The sequence below is a fragment of the Luteimonas colneyensis genome, assembly GCF_014836665.1.
GTDB lineage: Bacteria > Pseudomonadota > Gammaproteobacteria > Xanthomonadales > Xanthomonadaceae > Luteimonas > Luteimonas colneyensis.
Genome location: NZ_JACSQJ010000002.1, coordinates 407,331 through 427,886, shown reverse-complemented (window position 1 = coordinate 427,886; position 20,556 = coordinate 407,331). Strand labels below are relative to the sequence as shown.

The window sequence follows — 20,556 nt, the reverse complement described above, 5'->3', positions numbered from 1 at the left end:
TAAGAAATGCGCCCCCAGCGCCGACTGAGGTATTGCTGGCCATCCCACTGGTCGACGGCCGACCCACTCCAGACACGACTCCATGCATCCACTCTGGCCACAGGTAAAAGCCTTCCATCCGCAGCTTTGGCGTGCGGTGTGCGGCTATGAGCTCAACCCCGCCGTGCGCGAGGAGTTGCTGCAGGAGGTGCTACTCGCCATCTGGGAGAGCCTCCCGCGGCTGCGCGAAGCGGACCGGCTGTTGCCGTTCGTATTGCGCATCGCGCACAACCTGGGCGCCAGCCACGTGCGCGCGGAAACCCGGATGCCGTCGCCGGTGCCGTTTGACGATGCGCTGCACGACGTCGCGGACCCGGCCATGGCCGATGCCTGCGCCCGCACGCAGTGGCTGTTCGAGGCGCTGGCTACGCTGCCACTCATGTTGCGGCAGGTATTGATGCTGCAACTGGAAGGTTTCGATTACCAGGAGATCGGCAACATGCTGGGCATCAGTGCGGAAAACGTCGGCGTGCGCCTGCATCGCGCCCGCGAGCGCCTGAAATCCCTGTCAAAAGCAGAGGGCATTGCATGAAATTCGACGATCTTCTGAAGGATGCCTGGCAGGGCCAGACGCACTCCGCCATGCAGCAGGACCTGACCGGCCGCGTTCGCCGTCGCCAGCTGCGGCTGCGACTGCTGCGCACCCTTGAAGTGGCGCTGACGGTCGTGGCCTTCCTGGTGTTCGGCCAGGCGCTGCTGAGTGGCCAGGTTGATCCCGCGCACTGGCTTCTGATGCCGTTCTTCGTGGTGTTCCTGCCGATGGCGTGGGCCGTCGTGCTGCGCGCGCCACGCCGGCACGCAACGGATGCCACCGGTAGCGCGAGCACGTATGCACGGCTTCGACTCGCCCAGCTTCGCACCGGCCTGCGCGACTTGTGGCTGGCACGGATGACAGGATGGTTGCTGCTCGCCTATGCGCTGGTGGCCAATGCGGGCGTCTGGCTACTGGCCGGCGAAGCGTGGCGCGATGCCGGACTGGCCCTGCTGGCCATGGCCGTCGCATCGCTCGGGGCGACCCTCTGGCTGAGCCGCACGTTGCGCCAGCGCTGGCTGCGGGAATACCGCGCAGTTCAGCGGCTGATCGGTGGCTGACGCTGGTCGCGGCGGGTCGAGAGTGACGCGACGTGTAGCGTGTCTCGGGATGTTGCGAGCGAGTGCCTCTGGATAGCGCGGGCGACCGCTCCTAGCCGCTCCTCGACCTTCCCGGGCCGAGGATCGACCCCATACATCAGACATCCGTCTGCTCGGCTATCTCAAGAGCGTCGTCTACTTCAATCCCGAGGTACCGCACTGTGCTCTCCAGCTTCGTATGGCCTAGGAGAAGCTGGACAGCCCTGAGGGTCCGGGTTCGACGATAGATCAGCGACGCCTTCGTCCTGCGCATCGTGTGCGTCCCATAGGATCCTGTCTCCAACCCGGCATCCTCGACCCATCGATGGACGATCCTGGCGTACTGCCTCGTCGACAGGTGAGGTGAGGCAGCGATCCGACTGGTGAAGAGGAAGTCCGATGGGTTCAGGTCGGCCTTCTGGATCCAAGTCTGGACTGCTTCACGCGTCATTGCTGTGATCTCGAACTGGACGGGCCTTCCCGTCTTTTGCTGCATCACCATGGCCCGAGAAGCCATCTGGCCGCCATGGGACACGTCAGAAACCCGGAGTCTGACCAGATCGCAGGCACGGAGCTTGGAATCGATCGCCAAGTTGAACAGCGCCAGGTCACGGACCTTTTTGCGTAGCTGCAGCCGGACCCGGATCGCCCAGATGTCCTTGAGCTTGAGCGGTGCCTTCTGGCCGACCAGCTTTCCCTTGTTCCAGGGCTGGCAGGGCTGCGATCTGTGAAGGACTGACATGGCCATCTCCTATTGGTAGGGGATGGGATGGTTCTCTCACGGGTGCCAGACGGGCGTGATCGACCCAAAGCGGACATCGCAGGACTGAAAAGGCTGCTCGCGGCAGCTAGCGAGTCAGAGCGCGCATGGGATGTACCGTCGGCTGCTCAACGCAAGGGCGTGGCTGAAAGCGTGATGCGCCGTCGCCGTTCCTGCTGGAGCGGACGGGTGCTTCGGTCGAGGTCATCCACGGAATCTGCGGCCACCACCTCTGGATCGGGTTGTTTCCGGCCGGCTCAACGGGCAGTCCGGGAGGCGGGATCACGACTCCCACGCCATGGCAGGCAGCAGCAACGAGGGTCCGTTCGGCCGGTTCGGGCCACGCATGATGCGCAAGTCGGATCAGGCCCCAATGGATCGGCATCATTGCTTTTGCCCCGACAGCGGCAGCCAGTTCTACCGCCTGCTCCGGACCCAGGTGCACGTCTGGCCATCCCGGGTTGTATTGCCCCGAGTCTGTCAGCACGACGTCGAACGGGCCGAGCCTTGGGCCGACTTCCTCCATCTCAGGCATGTACGAGGTATCGCCTGTGTAGTAGACGCGGTTCCGCGGTCCTACGAGCGCATAGCCAACCCACAGCGCGTCGTTGCCCCGGAACTCGACCCGTCCGCTGTAATGGCGCGCAGGCGTGGCATGGATGCGGACACCGTGCACATTGGTGGACTGCCACCAGTCAAGCTCCACGATGCGACCCGCGGGAATCGCCCAGTCTTCGAGGTGGGCACCCGCGCCGAGCGGCACGACGAAGCGGATACCTTCACGGTCCAGGGCGCGCAGCGTGGCGGCGTCCATGTGGTCGTAGTGATCGTGCGAGACGATCACGGCGTCGATCTTCGGAAGATCGGCCAGCGCGATCGGCGGCGCATACCAGCGGCGCGGCCCGATGCCTGGTACCGGGCTGGCCCGTTCGCTCCAGAACGGATCGATGAGGACGTTGATGCCGTCGATCTGCACGAGGGTGCTCGAGTGGCCGAACCAGGTCACTCTTAGGCCCGTTGCCGGTGCCGTTTCCAGCACAGCGGGATCGGTGCGAACCACGGCGACCGAGGGCGGTGGCGCCGCGGCGGCGGACGGCTCCGACGGATTGGACTCGGGCGACCACGAGGCACGTCCCGAGAAGAACGACTCGCCATCCCATTGCGGTGACAGCTTCACCCGTTCGAGGCGAGCCCCCTCGGGTGTGCGGCCCAGCGAGGAGCTAGCCAGCATGTACACGACGCCCACGACCGCAGCCACGATAACGACGAGTGAGGCAATGACAATTGCGGCCCTGCTGAGCCATCGACGCCATCTTCTGGGCAGAGCCGGGACAGCGTCAGGATTCAGAGACGCCCCATCGAAATTGCAAGCGGAGGTCAAGTTGCGAAGCCGGGTCTTATCCACGCGATTCCGCATCAGTTGACCTGCGGATCTTCTTCAGACTGACACCTCTTCATGCTTGGACTACTTCCAGGGCTGTCGTGTGGTCGGGAACGTTCTGATTGCGCGTTGCACCATGCAGCGAGGCGCGGGAAGCGAGCCAGGCAAGCGCGGCGGCTACGAGGAGCACTGCGGCGCTCGCACCGAACGTTGCTTGGTAGCCGGCCCGGTCGAAGATCAATCCACCCACGCCGGCACCGAGCCCGATCGCCAACTGGACGACCGCCACCATCAGGCCGCCGCCGGCTTCCGAATCATTTGGGAGCGTCCGCGCAAGCCACGTCCACCAGCCCACGGGGGCGGCGGTTCCCACGAGACCCCAAACCGCCAGCAGCATGGCGGTCGCTGCCACGGACCTTCCGACGAAGGGCAAGGTCATCGCGATCGCGGCCATCAGCAGCGGGATGGCGATGAGCGTGCGATACAGCCCCGCCTTGAGGAACGGGCCGATCAGAACGGTGCCGATGAAGCCGGCGATGCCGATGATCAGCAGCAACATGGAGAGGGTTCCCGCCGTGACCCCGGTGACCGTTTCGAGGAACGGCCGCAGGTAGGTGAAGAGCGTGAACTGGCCCATGAATAACGCCGCGACCGCCGCCATGCCCAGCACGATGCGCCGCTCCTTCATAAGGCCAAATAGAGAGCGCCGGCGCACCGCTGTGCGGGGCTTCATCGGCGGCAGCGCCGCCATTTTCCAGATGAGCGCGAGCGCGGCGATGGGCACGACCGCGAACGTCGCCCAGCGCCATCCCACCATTGACGCAAGCAGGCTTCCCAGCGGTGCGGCCAGCACGGTGGCAAGCGCGTTGCCGCCGTTGACGACTGCAAGCGCGCGCGGGACGTGGTCGTTTGGAACGATCCTCATCGCCGTGGCAGCGGACATGGACCAGAAACCGCCGATGGCAATGCCGATGAGTGCGCGGCCGGCCATGAACACGACGTAGTTCGGCGCGAACGCGGCGACGGTTCCTGACACCACCATCAGCCCGGTCAGACCGATGAGTAGGTGCTTGCGATCGAGCCGCCCGGCGAGCGCGGCGATCGACAGGCTCGTCAGCAACGCGAACGCGCCGGAGATCGTGATTGCCTGTCCTGCCTGCCCCTCGCTGACGCGCAGATCCGTGGCCATCGGCGTCAGCAAGCTCACCGGCATGAACTCGGAGGCGACGAGGGCGAATGCGCCGAGCGCGAGAGCGAACACGCCGCCCCAGGACGAAGCGCGGCCTGTGGCAGCGGAAACAGTTGGATTCATTGCATCCAGTCCTCGGAAGGAGCCCATGCGGAAACAGAAGGACCGGCCTGAGGCTCGGCCCTGGCTATAGGAGCCTCGGGGTTACTTCAGGTTCGTCGAGAAGAACTCCGTGATCCGCTTGAACGGAATCACGTCCACGCGGTCGTAGAGGTCCACGTGGTTCGCACCCGGGATGATCATCAACTCCTTCGGCCCCGACGCGGCCGCATGGGCGGTCTCGCTGAAGTAGCGCGAGTGCGCATTCTCGCCATGCACGAACAGGATGGGCCGCGGCGAGACTTCCTTGATGTAGGTGAGCAGCGGCATGTTCATGAAGGACACCGGGTTCGTCACCGTCCACGATGCGTTGGAGTTGACCGCGCGCGGGTGGAAGCCGCGCGGCGTGCGGTAGTAGTTGTGGTAGTCGACGAGGAACTGGGCTTCGCCGCCCTTGAGCTCGTTCATGACAGGGCCGTAGGCCGGAGCGCCGTTCTCGGCGTCTTCCCAGCGCTGCTTGCTCAACTGCTCCAGGGTGCGGGTGCGTTGCTCCAGCGTCACGCTGTCGTTGTAGCCCTTCGACATGACGCGGCTCATGTCATACATCGTGCTCACGACGACCGCCTTGACGCGCTTGTCGACCGCCGCCGCATTCAGCGCCATGCCGCCCCAGCCGCAGATGCCGATGATGCCGATGCGCTCGCGGTCGACAGTCGCCTGCAGGCCGAGGAAATCGACGGCCGCACTGAAATCCTCGGTGTTGATGTCGGGCGAGGCGACGTTTCGCGGCTGACCGCCGCTCTCGCCGGTGTACGAGGGGTCGAATGCAAGCGTGACAAACCCGCGCTCGGCCATGGTCTGTGCATACAGGCCGGAAGACTGCTCCTTGACGGCGCCGAACGGGCCGCCGACCGCGAGCGCAGGCAGGCGCTCGCCGGTGCGGTTCTTCGGCACGTAAAGGTCCGCGGCCAGCGTCAGGCCGTAGCGGTTCGTGAAGGTCACCTTCCGGTGATCGACCCGGTCGCTTCGTGGGAAGGTCTTGTCCCACTCCTGCGTGAGCGTCATGGCGGGGGCTCTTTGATCGAGGGTGGCGGGCTGCGCCGCTGCCTGCGTCGATGCGCCGAAAAGGGCGATGCCGAGCGCGAGACCGGTCAAAGCGAAGGAGTGGCGGAAAGTCAGGACAGTCATGGGATCGCTCCAGTGGTGGCACCGGCGGGACCGGGGATTGGTGGCAGGTGCGTAGGGACGGAGAGCAGTCTGGACCTGCGCGATCGTGTTGATTAGATACTTGGACCTACTACCCCCTATTAGCTCCGCTTATCAAAGCGCTGTGCCAGACTGCTTGCATGGCGCGACGCAACCTGAACGATCTGCTGGCCTTCGTGACCGTCGCCCGGGAGGGGAGCTTTACCCGTGCAGCCAAGGTGCTTGGAATCACGCAGTCCGCGCTCAGCCAGACGATCAAGGCGCTCGAGGCGCGGCTCGATATCCGGCTGCTGACGCGCACGACGCGCAGCCTGTCGCTCACGCCGGCGGGCGAGCGCCTGGTAAACGCGATCGGCCACCGAATCGATGAGATCGAAGACGAGTTGGCGGCGCTCACCGCCCTGCGCGACAAGCCGGCAGGCACCGTGCGCATCACCTGCGCCGACCACGTGCTTCGCGCGAACCTCTGGCCAAAGCTGGTGCCCGTGCTTCGCGAGTACCCCGAGATCGAGATCGAGTTCGACGTGAGCTACGGGCTCCGCGACATCGTCGCAGACCGCTTCGATGCGGGGGTCCGGCTTGGCGAACAGGTCGACAAGGACATGATCGCGGTGCCGATCGGGCCGAAGATGCGGATGGCAGCCGCCGCCTCGCCCGACTATTTCGCCCGCCATGGCAAGCCGAAACAGCCGAGCGACCTGACAGCACATCGCTGCATCGCACAGCGACAAGTGTCAGGCGGGCTCTACGCCTGGGAGTTCGATCGCCGCGGCCGCGAACTCGAGGTCAGAGTCGAGGGACAAGTGATCATGAACACCTCACCCCACATCGTGGCCGCCGCACTGGATGGCATGGGCATCGCGTTCCTGCCCGAGGACGAATTCAGCCCCCACCTCGAACAGGGGCGACTCGTGCGCGTGCTTGAGGAGTGGTGCCCGCCGTTTGCGGGGTTCCACCTCTATTACCCGAGTCGGCGCCATCCATCGCCCGCGTTCTCGTTGGTGCTGGATGCGCTGCGTTATCGAACCTGAGCCGTGCAGACGGGCTGGCCAGGGAGGAGACGACTGATGACGACCTGGCGTACTCGTGATCGGGGCCGGTGGACGCGCATCCTGCCGGCAATGGTCTGTCTGATCGGCATGCTCATGTTCGGAGGCTGCCGTGCAAAGGAGCCGGCTATGGATACATCGGGAGCCCCGCACGACGGGACCCGAGCTCATCAACAGGAGCGCCAACGCATGTGGATGACCATCGGCGAACGGCGCTTCGCCGTTTCGCTGGCCGATACCGAGGCCGCACGCACGCTGACGAGCCGTCTGCCTTTTACGCTGACGATGGCCGAGCTCAATGGCAACGAAAAGCATGCCGAGCTGCCGGACGCATTGCCGACGCAGGCTACGCGTCCGGGAATGATCCAAAGCGGCGACGTGATGCTCTATGGCTCGACCACGCTCGTCGTTTTCTACGAGACATTCCAATCGAGTTACTCGTATACGCGCATCGGCCATGTCGACGACGCGGCCGGGTTGGCCGAAGCTCTCGGGCGTGGTACGGCCCACGTGCGCTTTGCGAAGGATTGAGCGGCATCGGGCCAGCTGCACGACGAGGGCGGTGATGTCCGCTTTTGGCCGGAAGCGGTCGTTTCCCCCAGAGCTGACCGTCTTGCGCTAGGTGGTCGCATTAGGTCGGTCCTGCTGATCCACGTCGTTGGTGCCAGATCTCTGACAGTTAGCTTTGAGCCGGCTCCCACGTTCCATTTTTAGCCACAATTATCAAGAAACGACAAATTAGCATCGGCACGATAAAGCATTTGCTTGTCTCCCGCCGCGTGTTACCTGAGAGATGACTTAGAGCCTTGAATGGGCGAGACGCGCTCCCCCTGGGGACAGGAATCCACCCCGTGGCATCAGTTCTTTGTGGTTAAAGCCCCGCTCTGTACTCCAACATCCCAGACGGAGTGGAGCCGGCACGTGCTGGAAGTGCTGCGCCAGCCGCTGGAGTCCGGCACGGTCACCGTTTCGCGCGCGGCGCGGCAGAGCGAGTTCCCGGCGCGCTTCCAGCTGGTGGCGGCGATGAATCCCTGCCCCTGCGGCTGGGCTGGCGATGCTTCGGGACGTTGCCAGTGCAGCGCCGACGCCGTGCAGCGCTACCGCATGCGCGTCTCCGGCCCGCTGCTCGACCGCATCGACCTGCACGTGGACGTTCCTCGCATGGCGCCGGCCGAGCTGCGCCCCGACGCGGCGGCCGGGGAGCACAGTGCCGCGGTGCGCAGGCGCGTGGAGGCCGCGCGGGCGGTGCAGCTTGAGCGCGCCGGCGTGCTCAACGCCCATCTCGACCAGCAGGGCACCGCCGCCCACTGCCGGCTGGCCGCCAGTGACCAGGCCCTGCTCGAGCACGCGATCGAGAGCCTGCAGCTCTCTGCCCGGGCCATGCACCGGATCCTGCGCGTGGCGCGGACCATCGCGGACCTGGCCGATACGGGACCCATCGGCAGCGCGCACCTCGCCGAGGCACTCGGCTATCGCGGCTTCGACCCGCGAGCCCAGGGAGCCGCGGCCTGAACGGAGACTGGAATGCGGCTTGCGCCCAGTCCCGATAGGGACTAAAGTCATTGCGTAGTCCCGCACAGGACAGACGCCATGACCCAGCTCCGAATCGCCGAAGCCCCCGTGCGCCGCGACCTCGCAGGCCCGGCGCTGCGCGCCTTCTTCAACATCGCCGGGCAGTGGGGCCTGAGCAACGAGCAGGAGCGCGTGCTGCTCGGCAGCCCCGGCCGCTCCACCTTCTACCGCTGGAAACGCGACCTCTCCGGGCAGCTTCCGCAGGACGTGCTCGAGCGCATCAGCTACGTGCTCGGCATCTACAAGGCCCTGCACATCCTCTTCAGCAATGGCCGCCAGGCCGACGAATGGATCGGCCGCGCCAACACCGCACCGCTGTTCGGCGGCCGCACGGCGCTGGAGCGCATGCTCGGCGGCCAGGTCGCGGACCTGTTCGTGGTGCGCCAGTACCTCGACGCCCAGCGGGGCTGGGGCTGATGCCGGCAGCGCCCACCGCGCGGGTGCGCTTCCGCCCCGGCTACCGGGTGGTGCCCAGCCGCTTCCCGCCGGTGGGCGTGTTCGATGCCATAGCCGATCCGGCCGACATCCCCGCGCTGATCGAGCTGGAGTCGATGACCAATCCGCGCATGCGCGAGGAGTTCGGTGCGATCGGACTGGTGCCGCCGGAGCGCCGCATCTCAGGGCCGGGCACGACGCCAATCATGGCGGCGTTCACCCACCTCAATCCCGACGGCTCGCGCTTCAGCCCGGGCTGGTTCGGCGTCTACTACTGCGCTCGCGAACAGCAGACCGCGGTGGCCGAAACCGTATTCCACAAGTCGCGCTTCCTCGCCGCCACCCGCGAGCCGGCCTGCGTGCTCGACATGCGCTGCTACCTCGGTGACGTCGACGGCCGGTTCCACGACATCAGCGGCGGCCACCCGGAGCTGCACGATCCCGACAGCTACGTCGCCAGCCAGCGCTTCGCCGTCGAACTGCGCACGGCCGGCAGCAACGGCATCGTCTACGACAGCGTGCGCGCGCCCGGCGGCACCTGCCTGGCGGCCTTCCACCCGGACATGCTCAAGCCGGTGCGGCAGGGCCCGCACCTGCAGTATCACTGGAACGGCGAGACGATCTCGCACGTCACCGAGGCCCGGGTCATTCCGTTCTGAGCGCTTCCCACGCGGATGTGGAAGCCGCCCGGCTCCGGCCGCCTGCAGGATCCTGCAGACGGCCGGGCCGGACTGGAGCCGCTGGCATCAGGCCACCGCCTTCTCCTGGAACTGCTCCTCCTCGGTCGACCCTGTCAGTGCCGTGGTCGAGGACTGCCCCTGCTGGATTGCCTGGGTCACCGCGTCGAAATAGCCGGTGCCGACCTCGCGCTGGTGCTTGACCGCGGTGAAGCCCTTTTCGGCGGCGGCGAACTCCGCCTCCTGCAGCTCCACGAACGCGCTCATCTGCCGGCGCGCGTAGCCGTGCGCGAGGTTGAACATCGAGTAGTTCAGCGCGTGGAAACCGGCCAGGGTGATGAACTGGAACTTGTAGCCGTAGCCCGCGATCTCGTCCTGGAACTTCGCGATCGTGCGGTCGTCGAGGTTCTTCTTCCAGTTGAAGCTGGGCGAGCAGTTGTAGGCCAGCATCTTGCCCGGATACTTCTCGTGGATGGCCTCGGCGAAGGCGCGGGCGAAGCCGAGGTCGGGCTTGCCGGTCTCGCACCACACCAGGTCCGCATAGGGCGCATAGGCGAGGCCGCGGCTGATCGCCTGATCCAGGCCGTTGCGGGTCTTGAAGAAGCCCTCGACGGTGCGCTCGCCGGTGGTGAACGGGCGGTCGTTGTCGTCGATGTCGCTGGTCAGCAGGTCCGCGGCCTCGGCGTCGGTGCGCGCGACCAGCAGGGTCGGCACGCCGCAGACGTCGGCGGCCAGGCGCGCGGCGTTGAGCTTCTCGACCGCCTCGCGGGTGGGCACCAGCACCTTGCCGCCCATGTGGCCGCACTTCTTCACCGCCGCCAGCTGGTCCTCGAAGTGCACGCCGGCGGCACCGGCTTCGATCATGCCCTTCATCAGCTCGAAGGCGTTGAGCACGCCGCCGAAGCCGGCCTCGGCGTCGGCCACGATCGGCTGCAGGAAGTCGATGCTGTCGTCGCCTTCCGCATGCTGCAGCTGGTCGGCGCGCAGCAGGGCGTTGTTGATGCGCTTGACCACCGCCGGCACCGAATCGGCGGGGTACAGCGACTGGTCGGGGTACATCTGCCCGGCGAGGTTGGCGTCGGCGGCCACCTGCCAGCCGCTGAGGTAGATCGCCTTCAGGCCGGCCTTGACCTGCTGCATGGCCTGGTTGCCGGTGAGCGCGCCGAGCGCATTGACGTAGGGCCGCTCGTGCAGCGAAGCCCACAGCTTCTCCGCGCCCAGGCGGGCGAGCGAGTGCTCGACGTGCACGGTGCCGCGCAGGCGCACCACGTCTTCGGCGGAGTAGTTGCGGGTGATGCCGGCCCAGCGCGGGTCGTTGGCCCAGGTCTGGGTGATCTGTTCGGCGGTCGGAAGCTTGGTGCTCATGTCGGGAGTCCTCCGGTGGATCCGGTCTGTCGTGCGAATGCGGCGTCGCCGCGATGAAAAAGCTTTACAGGGACGAATGGATGGACAGGGGCCCGGGTCCAGGTGCTTATGCGAGGCACTCGTACGCCGGGATCGTCAGGAACTCTTCGAGCACGTCGCTGCGGGTGAGCGTCTCCAGCATCCCGATGGCTTCGGCAACGCGGCCGGCGCCGGGCATCGGCCCGAGCGCGGCCAGGCGCGAGGGCAGGTTCAGCAGCGACTGCTCGAACAGGCAGTCGTCGATTTCGCTGCCGTCGTCCAGGCACAGCGGCTCGCCGCCGCCGTCGCTGGCATGCAGCCACTGCCACAGCTGGGCGCGTGCGATCTCGGCGGTGGCGGCGTCCTCCATCAGCCAGTGGATCGGCACGCAGCCGTTACCGTCGAGCCAGGCGGCGAGATAGCGCACGCAGACTTCGACGTTGCCCTCGAAGCCGGCGCGGGTGATGGTCCCGCGCGACGGTGCGATCAGCGCGTCGCGGTCGGCGACCACGTCCTCGCGCGCCACGCCGTGCTGGTTCGCCCCGGGCATCGCGGCGTCGAAGATCCGCTTCGCGATCGGCACCAGCGCCGGGTGCGCGACCCAGGTGCCGTCGTGGCCGGCGCCGGCCTCGCGCTCCTTGTCGGCGCGCACGCGGGCCAGCGCGGCCTCGTTCGCCTCGGGGTCGCCGGAGATCGGGATCTGCGCCGCCATGCCGCCCATCGCATGCGCGCCGCGGCGGTGGCAGGTGCGGATCAGCAGCTCGGAGTAGGCCTTCAGGAAGGGCGCCGTCATGCCCACCTGGCCGCGCTCGGGCAGCACCCGGTCGCGATGGGCGCGGAAGGTCTTGATGTAGGAAAAGATGTAGTCCCAGCGTCCGCAGTTGAGCCCGGCGATGCGGCCGCGCAGCGCGTGCAGGATCTCGTCCATCTCGAACACCGCCGGCAGCGTCTCGATCAGCACCGTCACCTTGATGCAGTCGGCGGGCAGGCCCAGCGCATGCTCGATGTGCGCGAGCACGTCGTTCCAGAGCGCGGCCTCCTCCATCGACTGCAGCTTGGGCAGGTAGAGGTAGGGACCGCGGTCCTTCGCCACCAGCGCGGCGCCGTTGCCCAGGCAGAACAGCCCGGCGTCGAACAGGCTGGCGCTGATGCGCTCGCCCTCGACCAGCAGGTGCTTCTCGTCCAGGTGCCAGCCGCGCGGGCGCACGATCAGCACCGCACGCTCGGCCTCGGGCTTCAGGCGGTAGGACTTGCCGCTGTCGGCATCGAAAGCGAGCGTGCCGGCGACGGCCTCGCGCAGCGCGCGCTGGCCGGTGAGCAGGGCATCCCAGGTGGGCGCAGTCGAATCCTCGAAGTCGGCCATGTAGCAGCTGGCGCCGGAGTTGAGCGCGTTGATGACCATCTTCGGATCCACCGGGCCGGTGATCTCGACCCGGCGGTCGCGCAGCGCCGCGGGCAGGGGCGCCACCCGCCAATCGCCCTCGCGGATGGCGACGGTGTCGGCGCGGAAGTCCGGCAGGCCGCCGCCGTCGAAGAAGGCCTGGCGCTGGCGGCGGGCGGCAAGCAGCGCGCGCCGGCGAGGTTCGAAGCGCTGGTGCAGGCCGGCAAGGAGGGCCAGGGCGCGCGCATCCAGCAGATCCGGCGCGGGGTCCGCCCCCACGGCGGGGCGGGCCTGGAGAACGGCGGGATGGGGGGCTGCGGACATCGTCGGCTCCGGCTGCGGCTGGGCCACCACCATCCCCGGGCACCGGATATTTGACAAAACATATATATCAATGCGATGGATAAGTTGTACTTATAAACAAGGCGGAATGCGGCATTGGCGCCCTCGAACCCTCCCCGATTCGCCTACAAGGGCGACCGCCTGAAGCCGCTTCGGGCCTTCTGCCAGGTCGCGCGCCTGGGTTCGGTGTCGCGGGCCGCCGAGGCTCTGTACGTCAGCCAGCCGGCCGTCAGCCAGCAGCTCCAGGCCCTGGAGCGGGAGCTGGGCGCGGCGCTGTTCGAGCGCAACGGGCGCCGCCTCCTGCCAACCCCGGAGGGCGAGGCGCTGTACGAGCTGGCCCGTCCGCTGGTCGAGGGCATCGACGCCCTGCCCGCCGCCTTCCGACGCCAGCTGGCGGGCATGGAGGCCGGCGAGCTGGAGATCGCGGCCAACAGCTCGACCATCCTCTACCTGCTGCCGCGCATCGTCGGCGCCTTCCGCGAGCAGCACCCCGAGGTGCGCCTGCGCCTGCACAACACCATCAGCGCCGACGGCACCGACCTGCTGCGCGCCGATACGGTGGAACTCGTGATCGGCTCGATGCTCGATGTGCCCGCCGACCTCAGCTACGTGCCGGTCTACTCCTTCCAGCCCATGCTGATCACGCCGCGGGACCACCCGCTGGCCACCGCGCCGCGGCTGACGCTGGAGGACATCTCGCAGCACGGCCTGATCCTGCCGCCGCAGCGGCAGGTGACCTGGCGCCTGGTGGACCTGGTGTTCCAGCAGGCGCGCGTGCCCTACACGGTGTCGCTGGAGGTCGGCGGCTGGGAGGTGATCAAGCAGTACGTGGCGATGGGCCTGGGCATTTCGATCGTGAGCTCGATCTGCCTGGACGACGCCGACCGCGAGCGCCTCGCCATCCGGCCGCTGGACGCGTGGTTCCCCGCGCGCAGCTACGGCGTGGTGGTGCGCAAGGGCAAGGTGCTGTCAGTGCAGGCGCGCGCCTTCATCGACCTGATCAGACCCGATCTGTTCGTGCGCCGCAGCCACGAGGATCCGGGGCATTCCGAGCGCTGAGGCTGGAGAAGCCTTGCCGGGATCTGCGCGGATGCGCCGTGGCAAAACGCCCTAGTCCCCCGGCACCACCAGCGCCTCATCGGCGAATACGGCGACGTGCGGCACGCCGTCGGCGCCGATCCAGCCGCGGTACATGCCTTCGGTGTTGAAGGGGAAGGCGATGCTGCCCGCGGCGTCGAGCGCGATTGCACCGCCATTGCCGCCGGCATCCACCACGTCGCCGTTGATCACGGCTTCGGCCGCGATGGCGATGCCTTCGCCACGGTGACGGACGCGGGCGCAGACTTCGTGCGCGGCGGCGGTGCGGATGTAGAACTCGCCCCAGCCGGTGCCCGAGACCGCGCAGCGGTCGTCGGCCCAGGTGCCGGCGCCAATGATCGGCGCGTCGCCGATGCGGCCCCAGCGCTTGTTGGTCATGCCGCCGGTGGAGGTGCCCGCGGCCAGGTGGCCGGCCGCGTCCAGCGCCACCGCGCCGACGGTGCCGAAGTACTTCAGGCCTTCGCCGTGCCGGGCGCGATCCGCGGCCATCCGGGCGCCGGCATCCATGGGCGGGGCGATGCCGGCGCCGGCCTCCGCACCCTCGGCAGCGTCTTCGCGCAGGGCGCGCTGCAGCTGCTCCCAGCGCCGCTCGGTGCGGAAGTAGCCCGGGTCCACCAGCTCGATGCCCTGCGCTTCGGCGAAGTCCTCCGCACCGGCGCCTGCCAGCATCACGTGCGGCGAATGCTCCATCACCGCGCGCGCAAGCAGGATCGGATTGCGGACCCGATGCACGCCGGCCACCGCGCCCGCGCTGCGGTCGCGGCCATCCATCAGCGAGGCGTCGAGCTCGTTGCGGCCCTCGTGGGTGAACACCGCGCCGTGGCCGGCGTTGAAGGCCGGGTCGTCCTCGAGCACGGTGATCGCGGCGATCACGGCGTCCATTGCCGACGCACCTTCCGCCAGCTTCGCGTGTCCGGCTAGCAGCGCCCGCTCAAGTCCCGCACGCGCGGCCGCCTGGTCTTCCGCCGACAGGCCCGCCCTCACCACCCCGGCACCGCCGTGGATGGCCAGCACGGGTCCGGCTGCAGGAGCGGCAGCGGAGGTGCCGGCTGCCGTGACCGACACGCCCGCGATGTCCGCGCCACCCGCGCCATCACCGGCTGCGCCGTTGTCCGTCGCCCCGCCGCACGCTGCAAGCAGCACGCAGGCCAGCGCCGTGGCCAGCAGGCCTGCTCCATCGTTCCGCTTCATCCCGTCGCGCTCCGGAAAACGTCCGTTCGCCGCCGGCGAACGTCGCCGGCAGGCAGCCTCATACCGTACCGCGGTTACGCCCCTTCCACGGCCGGTACCACTCGCGGATGCGGCGCATGTCGGCCTCCGCGTCGTCGCCGACGTGGAACAGCGGGCCGACGCCGATCACCCGCTCCGGGTAATGGAAATACACCGGCAGCACCGGCACGTCGGCCGCGCGCGCGATCTTCAGGAAGCCGCTCTTCCAGTGTTCCACCGGCTTGCGCGTGCCCTCGGGCGCCAGTCCGAACCAGAGCTGCTCGCGGCCGCGCAGCATCGCGGCCACCTGCTCGACCACGCCCGAGGAGCGTCCGCGGTCGATCGCGATCACGCCAAGCGCATCCAGCAGCAGGCTGAGCGGCCACCAGAACAGTTCGCGTTTGCCGAGGATCTTGATGTCCAGCCCGAGGCCGAGCTTGGCGGCGAAGCCCCAGATGCCGTCCCAGTTGGAGGAGTGCGGCGCGCCGATCAGCACCACGCGCGGCACGTCGGGGAACTCACCGACCATGCGCCAGCCGCCGAGGCGGAGGATGCTGCGGCCGAACCAGCGCGTGAAGCGGTTCGGCTTCACCCGCGGCACCCTCGGTGGCAGCTCGGGCAGGAGATCGTCGCTGGCTGCGGTCATGGCTCCCCCTGGCGCCGTCAATCCCAGTCGCGCCCGGCGCGTCCGCGCTTGATCGTACTACGCTCCCGTTTGGCATCCAGCCGCCGCGCCTTCGCGGCGCGCGACGGCTTCGTGGCCACGCGCGGCTTCGGCGCCCGCAGGCCGGCCTCGATGAACGCGGCAAGGCGCTCGCGCGCGTCCTGCCGGTTGCGGTCCTGGGTGCGGAAGCGCTGGGCGCTGATCACCAGCACGCCGTCGTCGGTGACACGCCGGTCGCGCCGGGCGAGCAGGCGTTCGCGCACCGGCTCCGGCAGCGACGGAGAATTCGCGATGTCGAAGCGCAGCTCGACCGCGGTCGCGACCTTGTTGACGTTCTGTCCGCCCGGGCCGGAGGCGCGCACGAAGCGTTCCACGAGCTCGGCATCCGGAATGTCGATGGTGCTTGTCGTCGTCATGGGCATTGGCAACCGGTGGCTTGCGCGACGATCACGGCTGTCCGCCTCCAGGCACCGCCGACGCCATCATCGCGGCTCGAAGAATGCCAGCACGCGCGCGAACTCCGCGTCCGGCGGCGCCACCACCTCCACCCGCCGCGCCGGCTCCCGCGGATGCGGGAAGGCCAGCCGCTCGGCGTGCAGCAGCATGCGGTGGATGCCCATCATCCGGAAGCTGCGGTTGTGGCGGCCGTCACCGTGGCTGGTGTCGCCGATCAGGTGGTGCGAGAGGTGCTTGAGGTGGCGGCGGATCTGGCGGAAGCGGCCGGTCTGCGGCCAGGCGCGCAGCAGGGCATAGCGCGAGGTCTCGAATCCCGCCGACGGGATCGGCAGCTCGGCCATCGCGAGGCGCTCGAACCGGGTGACGGCCGGCTTCTTCTGCGGCTTCCCGGGGCCGCCGTCGAGCGCATGGTCGACGGTGAAGGCGTCTTCGGGGGGCCAGCCGCGGCAGACCGCGAGGTAGGCCTTGTCCACCTCGCCCGCCATCAGGGACTTGCCGAGCGCGGAGGCGGTGTCGCGGTCGAAGGCCAGCAGCAGGCAGCCGCTGGTGGCGCGATCGAGGCGGTGGACGAGATGGATCGGGCGGCCGAACTGCGCGCGCAGGCGATCGGCGGCGAAGTCGTCTTCGCCGCGCGCCAGCTTGCTGTCGTGGACCATCAGGCCGGCGGGCTTGTCGACAACCGCGAATCCCTCTTCCAGATGCAGTACGCGCAGGGCCGGTGACTCCGCCGGCAAGACCTCCTCCCCCGCGGGAGCAGCTACAGCCGCGACCTCGCGCTGTGGTGTAGGAGTCAGCGTTTGCTTCCCGGAGGGGGGCTGTGCCGGGCGGGAATCCGGCGGCTCGGTGTTTACGGGGTCGGCCATGGCCGCGGTCAGCGCGGGCGCGCGGCGATGATCGCCCAGAGGCCGCCGACGCCGGCGATCCAGGCGGTGACGGGCACCGACCACAGCCGCGGACCGCCGGCGTCGAGGCCGTACAGCACGGCCGCCACCACCAGCAGGCCGACGCCGAGGATCGCGGCCACGGTGCGGCGCTGCATCGCGCGCATCACCCCGACCAGTTCGGCCAGCTCCTTCGAGCGCATGCCCAGCTGGTGCCGCCCTTCGACCTGCTGGGTCAGCCAGGCGTGCAGCAGGCCGGGCATCTCCGGCGCGCGCGTGGCCAGCTCGGGCAGGCGGCGGCGGAACTCGGCGCCCAGGCGCTGCGGGCTGTAGCGCTCGGCCAGGATCCGCTCGAGCACCGGCCGCGCCACCGCCCAGATGTCGATCGACGGATCCAGGTGCCGGCTCACGCCCTCGACGTTGAGCAGCGTCTTCTGCAGCAGGATCAGCTGCGGCTGCAGGGTCAGCTGGTAGCGCTGCGCGGTGCGGATCAGCTTGAACAGCACCTCGCCCAGCGAGAACTCGGCCAGCGGCCGGGTGAAGTACGGCTCGCACACGCCGCGCACGGCGGCTTCCAGCTCGTCGAGGCGCAGGTCAGACGGCATCCAGCCGGCCTGCACGTGCAGCTCGGCGATGCGCCGATAGTCCTTGTTGAAGATCGCCATGAAGTTTTCGGCGAGGTAGTACTGGTCGTCGCCGGAGAGCTGGCCGACGATGCCGAAATCGAGCGCGATGAAGCGCGGATTGGCGCGCCGCGACGGGTCATCGTCGACCCAGATGTTGCCGGCGTGGGCGTCGGCGTGGAAGAAGTTGTCGCGGAAGACCTGGGTGTAGAACACCCGCACCGCCTTGGCCGCAAGCAGCTTCCGGTCGAGGCCGGCGGCTTCTATCGCAGCCAGGTCGTCGCTGGGGATGCCGCTGACGCGCTCGAGGGTCAGGATGCGTTCGGTGCTGTGCGACCACACCGGCGCCGGCACGTACAGGTCGGTCGAGCCCTCCCAGTGCCGGCGCAGCACCGAGGCGTTGGCGCCCTCGCGCTGCAGGTCGAGCTCGGCCGCCAGCGTGCTCGCGACCTCGTCCACCACCTCGCGCGGCCTGATCCTGTCGGCGTTCGGATGCGTGCGCTCGACGAAGGCGGCGATGTTCGCCAGCAGCCGGATGTCGGCGTCGATGCGCGCGTCGATGCCGGGCCGCAGCACCTTCACCACGACCTCGCGCGCCGGCGCGTCGCCGGTGGCCGGCAGCAGCGCGGCGTGCACCTGCGCCACGGAGGCCGAGGCCAGCGGCACGGTGTCGAAGCGCGAGTAGGCCTCGGTCACCGGGCGGCCGAGCTCGCGTTCGACGATCGCGCGCGCCAGCTCGCCGTCGAACGGGGCCACCTGGTCCTGCAGCAGCACCAGCTCGTCGGCAATGTCGGGCGGCACCAGGTCGCGGCGCGTCGACAGCACCTGGCCGAACTTGACGAAGATCGGCCCGAGCTCCTGCAGCGCCAGGCGCACGCGGGCGCCGCGCGGCAGGTCGGCGACCTCGCGGCTGGCGCGCGGCACGAAGGGACGCAGCAGCCACAGCCAGCGGCCAGCCGGCGTGCCTTCGGCCAGGGTGTGCAGGCGGTAGCGGAGCAGGACGCGGCCGATCCTCAGCGCGTGCAGGCCCGACCTCACCGTGCGCCCCCGGCCGCGGCCAGGCGCGAGACGCGCGCGGCCAGGCGCTCGACGTCGTCGCGCAGCACGTCGACGTCATCGTGGAAGGCTTCGAGTTCGTGGCGCCCGACCACGTCGCGCGACTCCTCGACCACGTACTCCGCCGCGGTCGCGGCGAGGCCTTCGCCCGCCCGGCGCGCGCCCTTCAGCGCGGACGCGGCGGCATTGGCCACCTGCACGCCCACGACGTCGCCGAAGGCGGCGACGAAGGGCCGCTGCCAGTCGGGATCGAAGCGCTGGGCGAGCCGCTGCAGCGCGCGCGCAAGCTCGGCGTCGCCCTCGATGCGCAGGCGCCCGCTGGGCGTGGCGTGGTGGTCGTCGCCAGGCGCCAGCAGGCCGCGAAGCTGGCCCAGCAGGCCGCCGAGCGTGGTGCGCACGGCAAGGTCCGGTTCACCGGCCCCGTCGACCGGGCCGACGCGCATTGCCTCGCCGTCCACGCGGATCGACATCGCCAGCGGCGGCGAGGCCAGGTGCAGGGCCACGCGGCGTCCGTCCAGCCGCGACAGCGCTTGGCGGGTGTCGTCATCGAGGGACAATGCGCGGTTGAGCGCCGACTCCAGCGCGCGGCCGGCCAGCGGCTTCAAGCCGGACAGGGGAGATGGGGATGGGGCCATGGCCGGCATTGTAACGGCCCGCCCCGCGCCTCCGCCGCGACGGCACGATGGCCGTCGCGGCGGCGTGGTTCAGACCTTCCGGCCGCGGAAGAACGAGATCGCGGCCAGCACCAGGAAGACCAGGAACAGGATCCAGGCGATGTTGCTGGCGGCACCGGCAATACCGCTGAAGCCGAGGACGGCGGCGATGACGGCGATGACCAGGAAGATGACGGCGTAGCTGAGCATGTCGGTTCTCCAGTCCGTCGGGACACGGACGGCTGGAGCCATGGTTGCCAAGCGGGGGTCGTCAGGAAGTGACGGCAGCGCGCCGCGAGGCCGCCAGCCGCTCGAGCCCTTCGGCGATCGACACGCGCGGCACGTAACCGAAGTCACGCGTGGCCGGCGCCATGTCGTACCAGTGCGTGGTGCTGAGCTGTTCGGCCAGGAAGCGGGTCAGCGGCGGCTCCGAGCGCAGGCGCAGCAGCGGCCAGGCCGCCTCGCAGGCCGCGCCGATCGCGTAGGCCACAGGGAACGGCAGCGTGGCCGTGACCTCGGGCGCGCCCATCGCGCGCAGCAGGCCGTTGAGGATGTCGCGCATCGGCATCGGCTCGCCGTTGCTGATGAAGTATGCGCGTCCGGCGCAGGCGGCCCCGATGCCGAGGTGCTCCAGCGCGTCGAAGTGCGCCTGGGCGGCGTTGTCGATGTAGGTGGTGTCGATGCGGTTGAGGCCGTCGCCGACGAAGCGCAGGCGCCCGGCGCGCGCCCGCTCGGCCAGGCGCGGCACCAGCTGGGTGTCGCCGGGGCCCCAGATCAGCCGCGGACGCAGCGCGATGGTGGCGAGCGATTCGTCGTTGGCGGCCAGCACGATCTTCTCGGCGATCAGCTTGGTGGCGGCGTACGGCGCCTTCAGGTCTTCGCCGTAGGGCACGGTGTCGGCGGTACCGCCCTCGACCGGATGGGTGGCGCGGTGGGTCACGCTGGGCGTGGACGTGTAGACCAGCTTCGGCACGAAGTGCTCGCGGCAGCCGGCCAGCACGTGGCCGGTGCCCATGACGTTGGCGCGGTGGTAGCTGTCGTAGCTGCCCCAGGCGCCGGCCTTGGCGGCGTTGTGCAGCACCGCGTCCATGCCGGCGCAGGCGGCGATCACGGCGTCGCGGTCGGCAAGGTCGCCGCGGAGCTGGCGCACGCCGATGGCGTCGAGCTCCGGATAGTGGCCGCGGTTGAAGCTCGAGACGTCGTGGCCGCGCTCGACCAGGCCGTGGCACAGCGCCTGCCCCAGGAATCCGCCGCCGCCGGTGACCAGTACCCGCACCTCGTTCCTCGCTGCCG

General features: G+C 68.9%; 21 protein-coding genes and 1 pseudogene. 8 read left to right on the top strand and 14 right to left on the bottom strand.

Annotation, left to right across the window (positions count from 1 at the left end):
* The first annotated feature begins 82 nt into the window (after window positions 1–82).
* Entirely contained in the window at window positions 83–571 is a 489-nt protein-coding gene (locus H9645_RS06115) for an RNA polymerase sigma factor (RefSeq protein WP_191728829.1), read from the top strand.
* Window positions 568–1,131 carry a hypothetical protein gene (locus tag H9645_RS06110; protein ID WP_191728828.1) on the top strand — a complete coding sequence of 188 codons (564 nt, stop codon included), beginning with the start codon at window positions 568–570 and terminating at the stop codon, window positions 1,129–1,131. Before H9645_RS06115 ends, H9645_RS06110 begins: the two co-directional genes overlap by 4 nt.
* Before the next feature lie 136 nt (window positions 1,132–1,267).
* Here the strand turns inward: H9645_RS06110 and H9645_RS06105 are convergent, their stop codons facing one another.
* The 4 genes from H9645_RS06105 to H9645_RS06090 all read right to left on the bottom strand — a co-directional run bounded on the left by H9645_RS06105 (window position 1,268) and on the right by H9645_RS06090 (window position 5,766).
* Window positions 1,268–1,891: a tyrosine-type recombinase/integrase gene (locus tag H9645_RS06105; protein ID WP_191728827.1), complete on the bottom strand. Its 624-nt coding sequence runs from the start codon at window positions 1,889–1,891 to the stop codon at window positions 1,268–1,270.
* Between the two features lie 106 nt (window positions 1,892–1,997).
* Window positions 1,998–3,155 (bottom strand): MBL fold metallo-hydrolase, encoded by a 1,158-nt coding sequence (locus H9645_RS06100; RefSeq protein ID WP_318240497.1) that lies wholly within the window; start codon window positions 3,153–3,155, stop codon window positions 1,998–2,000.
* A 208-nt stretch (window positions 3,156–3,363) separates the two neighbouring features.
* Entirely contained in the window at window positions 3,364–4,602 is a 1,239-nt protein-coding gene (locus tag H9645_RS06095) for an MFS transporter (RefSeq protein WP_191728825.1), read from the bottom strand.
* Between the two features lie 81 nt (window positions 4,603–4,683).
* Window positions 4,684–5,766, bottom strand: coding sequence for an alpha/beta hydrolase (locus H9645_RS06090; RefSeq protein ID WP_191728824.1), 1,083 nt, complete (start codon window positions 5,764–5,766; stop codon window positions 4,684–4,686).
* A 158-nt stretch (window positions 5,767–5,924) separates the two neighbouring features.
* On the opposite strand from H9645_RS06090, the gene H9645_RS06085 reads away from it, so the two are divergent.
* The 5 genes and pseudogenes from H9645_RS06085 (at window position 5,925) to H9645_RS06065 (ending at window position 9,499) form a co-directional block, all read left to right on the top strand.
* Window positions 5,925–6,815: a LysR family transcriptional regulator gene (locus H9645_RS06085; protein ID WP_191728823.1), complete on the top strand. Its 891-nt coding sequence runs from the start codon at window positions 5,925–5,927 to the stop codon at window positions 6,813–6,815.
* Window positions 6,816–6,851: 36 nt separating this feature from the next.
* On the top strand, window positions 6,852–7,364 hold the full coding sequence (locus H9645_RS06080; RefSeq protein WP_225218033.1) for a cyclophilin-like fold protein: 513 nt from the start codon (window positions 6,852–6,854) through the stop codon (window positions 7,362–7,364).
* Window positions 7,365–7,739: 375 nt separating this feature from the next.
* Window positions 7,740–8,345, top strand: a pseudogene (locus tag H9645_RS06075) (ATP-binding protein); the annotation flags it as partial.
* 78 nt (window positions 8,346–8,423) lie between these two features.
* Window positions 8,424–8,822 carry an MbcA/ParS/Xre antitoxin family protein gene (locus tag H9645_RS06070; protein WP_191728821.1) on the top strand — a complete coding sequence of 133 codons (399 nt, stop codon included), beginning with the start codon at window positions 8,424–8,426 and terminating at the stop codon, window positions 8,820–8,822.
* Window positions 8,822–9,499: an RES family NAD+ phosphorylase gene (locus H9645_RS06065; protein WP_191728820.1), complete on the top strand. Its 678-nt coding sequence runs from the start codon at window positions 8,822–8,824 to the stop codon at window positions 9,497–9,499. Before H9645_RS06070 ends, H9645_RS06065 begins: the two co-directional genes overlap by 1 nt.
* Window positions 9,500–9,586: 87 nt before the next feature.
* Here H9645_RS06065 and aceA read toward each other — a convergent pair whose 3' ends face one another.
* Together aceA and aceB are read right to left on the bottom strand one after the other, a co-directional pair.
* On the bottom strand, window positions 9,587–10,882 hold the full coding sequence (gene aceA / locus H9645_RS06060; RefSeq protein ID WP_191728819.1) for an isocitrate lyase: 1,296 nt from the start codon (window positions 10,880–10,882) through the stop codon (window positions 9,587–9,589).
* Window positions 10,883–10,988: 106 nt separating this feature from the next.
* On the bottom strand, window positions 10,989–12,605 hold the full coding sequence (aceB, locus tag H9645_RS06055; protein ID WP_191728818.1) for a malate synthase A: 1,617 nt from the start codon (window positions 12,603–12,605) through the stop codon (window positions 10,989–10,991).
* A gap of 114 nt (window positions 12,606–12,719) precedes the next feature.
* Between aceB and H9645_RS06050 the strand changes: the two genes are divergently transcribed.
* Complete coding sequence (locus H9645_RS06050; protein ID WP_191728817.1) at window positions 12,720–13,682, top strand: LysR family transcriptional regulator; 963 nt, start codon at window positions 12,720–12,722, stop codon at window positions 13,680–13,682.
* A 51-nt stretch (window positions 13,683–13,733) separates the two neighbouring features.
* Here H9645_RS06050 and H9645_RS06045 read toward each other — a convergent pair whose 3' ends face one another.
* The 8 genes from H9645_RS06045 to oleD form a co-directional block, all read right to left on the bottom strand.
* Window positions 13,734–14,912 (bottom strand): isoaspartyl peptidase/L-asparaginase family protein, encoded by a 1,179-nt coding sequence (locus H9645_RS06045; RefSeq protein WP_191728816.1) that lies wholly within the window; start codon window positions 14,910–14,912, stop codon window positions 13,734–13,736.
* 58 nt (window positions 14,913–14,970) lie between these two features.
* On the bottom strand, window positions 14,971–15,576 hold the full coding sequence (locus tag H9645_RS06040) for a lysophospholipid acyltransferase family protein (protein WP_191728815.1): 606 nt from the start codon (window positions 15,574–15,576) through the stop codon (window positions 14,971–14,973).
* 17 nt (window positions 15,577–15,593) lie between these two features.
* A complete protein-coding gene (gene arfB / locus H9645_RS06035) occupies window positions 15,594–16,016 on the bottom strand; it encodes an alternative ribosome rescue aminoacyl-tRNA hydrolase ArfB (protein WP_191728814.1) in 423 nt (140 codons plus the stop codon).
* Between the two features lie 60 nt (window positions 16,017–16,076).
* Complete coding sequence (locus H9645_RS06030) at window positions 16,077–16,913, bottom strand: pseudouridine synthase (RefSeq protein WP_191728813.1); 837 nt, start codon at window positions 16,911–16,913, stop codon at window positions 16,077–16,079.
* Between the two features lie 8 nt (window positions 16,914–16,921).
* Window positions 16,922–18,592, bottom strand: coding sequence for a ubiquinone biosynthesis regulatory protein kinase UbiB (gene ubiB / locus H9645_RS06025; protein ID WP_191728812.1), 1,671 nt, complete (start codon window positions 18,590–18,592; stop codon window positions 16,922–16,924).
* Window positions 18,589–19,245 (bottom strand): ubiquinone biosynthesis accessory factor UbiJ, encoded by a 657-nt coding sequence (locus H9645_RS06020; RefSeq protein WP_191728811.1) that lies wholly within the window; start codon window positions 19,243–19,245, stop codon window positions 18,589–18,591. The genes ubiB and H9645_RS06020 overlap by 4 nt, the downstream gene beginning before the upstream one ends.
* Window positions 19,246–19,314: 69 nt before the next feature.
* Window positions 19,315–19,473 (bottom strand): DUF1328 domain-containing protein, encoded by a 159-nt coding sequence (locus H9645_RS06015; RefSeq protein WP_189498052.1) that lies wholly within the window; start codon window positions 19,471–19,473, stop codon window positions 19,315–19,317.
* A gap of 61 nt (window positions 19,474–19,534) precedes the next feature.
* Complete coding sequence (gene oleD, locus H9645_RS06010) at window positions 19,535–20,539, bottom strand: 2-alkyl-3-oxoalkanoate reductase (protein WP_191728810.1); 1,005 nt, start codon at window positions 20,537–20,539, stop codon at window positions 19,535–19,537.
* Window positions 20,540–20,556 lie beyond the last annotated feature (17 nt).

Bases quoted from the DNA above. Each gene is read 5' to 3' on its own strand.
- H9645_RS06115 (WP_191728829.1), top strand. From the start codon at position 83: ATGCATCCACTCTGGCCACAGGTAAAAGCCTTCCATCCGCAGCTTTGG.
- H9645_RS06110 (WP_191728828.1), top strand. From the start codon at position 568: ATGAAATTCGACGATCTTCTGAAGGATGCCTGGCAGGGCCAGACGCAC.
- H9645_RS06105 (WP_191728827.1), bottom strand. From the start codon at position 1,891: ATGTCAGTCCTTCACAGATCGCAGCCCTGCCAGCCCTGGAACAAGGGA.
- H9645_RS06095 (WP_191728825.1), bottom strand. From the start codon at position 4,602: ATGAATCCAACTGTTTCCGCTGCCACAGGCCGCGCTTCGTCCTGGGGC.
- H9645_RS06090 (WP_191728824.1), bottom strand. From the start codon at position 5,766: ATGACTGTCCTGACTTTCCGCCACTCCTTCGCTTTGACCGGTCTCGCG.
- H9645_RS06085 (WP_191728823.1), top strand. From the start codon at position 5,925: ATGGCGCGACGCAACCTGAACGATCTGCTGGCCTTCGTGACCGTCGCC.
- H9645_RS06080 (WP_225218033.1), top strand. From the start codon at position 6,852: ATGACGACCTGGCGTACTCGTGATCGGGGCCGGTGGACGCGCATCCTG.
- H9645_RS06070 (WP_191728821.1), top strand. From the start codon at position 8,424: ATGACCCAGCTCCGAATCGCCGAAGCCCCCGTGCGCCGCGACCTCGCA.
- H9645_RS06065 (WP_191728820.1), top strand. From the start codon at position 8,822: ATGCCGGCAGCGCCCACCGCGCGGGTGCGCTTCCGCCCCGGCTACCGG.
- aceA (WP_191728819.1), bottom strand. From the start codon at position 10,882: ATGAGCACCAAGCTTCCGACCGCCGAACAGATCACCCAGACCTGGGCC.
- aceB (WP_191728818.1), bottom strand. From the start codon at position 12,605: ATGTCCGCAGCCCCCCATCCCGCCGTTCTCCAGGCCCGCCCCGCCGTG.
- H9645_RS06045 (WP_191728816.1), bottom strand. From the start codon at position 14,912: ATGAAGCGGAACGATGGAGCAGGCCTGCTGGCCACGGCGCTGGCCTGC.
- H9645_RS06040 (WP_191728815.1), bottom strand. From the start codon at position 15,576: ATGACCGCAGCCAGCGACGATCTCCTGCCCGAGCTGCCACCGAGGGTG.
- arfB (WP_191728814.1), bottom strand. From the start codon at position 16,016: ATGCCCATGACGACGACAAGCACCATCGACATTCCGGATGCCGAGCTC.
- H9645_RS06030 (WP_191728813.1), bottom strand. From the start codon at position 16,913: ATGGCCGACCCCGTAAACACCGAGCCGCCGGATTCCCGCCCGGCACAG.
- H9645_RS06020 (WP_191728811.1), bottom strand. From the start codon at position 19,245: ATGGCCCCATCCCCATCTCCCCTGTCCGGCTTGAAGCCGCTGGCCGGC.
- H9645_RS06015 (WP_189498052.1), bottom strand. From the start codon at position 19,473: ATGCTCAGCTACGCCGTCATCTTCCTGGTCATCGCCGTCATCGCCGCC.